This window comes from Rhodococcus sp. P4_B6 (genome assembly GCF_056402215.1).
In genome coordinates this window covers 1-506 of record NZ_JBFUHV010000510.1, presented here as the reverse complement: position 1 = coordinate 506, position 506 = coordinate 1, and the positions used below count along the sequence as shown (strand labels likewise).

Annotated in this window: 1 protein-coding gene; it reads left to right on the top strand. The window is 69.4% G+C overall.

Annotated elements, in window-relative coordinates:
- Nucleotides 1-506: IS110 family transposase (locus tag AC1DWT_RS51850; RefSeq protein ID WP_477926353.1), on the top strand; the 506-nt coding region annotated here is incomplete at both ends.

Sequence of the window (506 nt, the reverse complement as noted above, 5' to 3'; positions counted from 1 at the left end):
GTCGGCATCGAGTGTCTGGTGGCCGCGCCCTCGAAGCTGCAGCGCCCGTCCGGAGATCGGGTCAAGACCGACGCGCGAGATGCACGGCATCTGGCGAGATTGCTGCACCTCGATCAGATCACCTCGGTCACGGTGCCGAGCGTGGCGCAGGAGGCCGCCCGGGATCTGGTGCGCGCGCGTGAGGACGTCCGCCGGGATCTMATGGCGGCCCGGCACAGGCTGTCGAAACTTCTTCTGCGGCAGGGGATCGTCTACTRCGGAGGGCACGCGTGGACGCAGGTGCACGACACCTGGCTGCGCAGCCAGCACTTCGATGAACCCGGTCTGCAGTTGGCGTACGAGACCGCGTACGACACCATGCTCGCCGCCGTCGGCCGGCGCGACCGTTTGGATGCCGCGATCACCCGGATGGCCGCCGACAGCGCCTACACCCCGGTGGTGACCCGGCTCGGGTGCCTGCGGGGGGTGTCCACGTTGACCGCGTTCGGGCTGGCGGTCGAGATCGG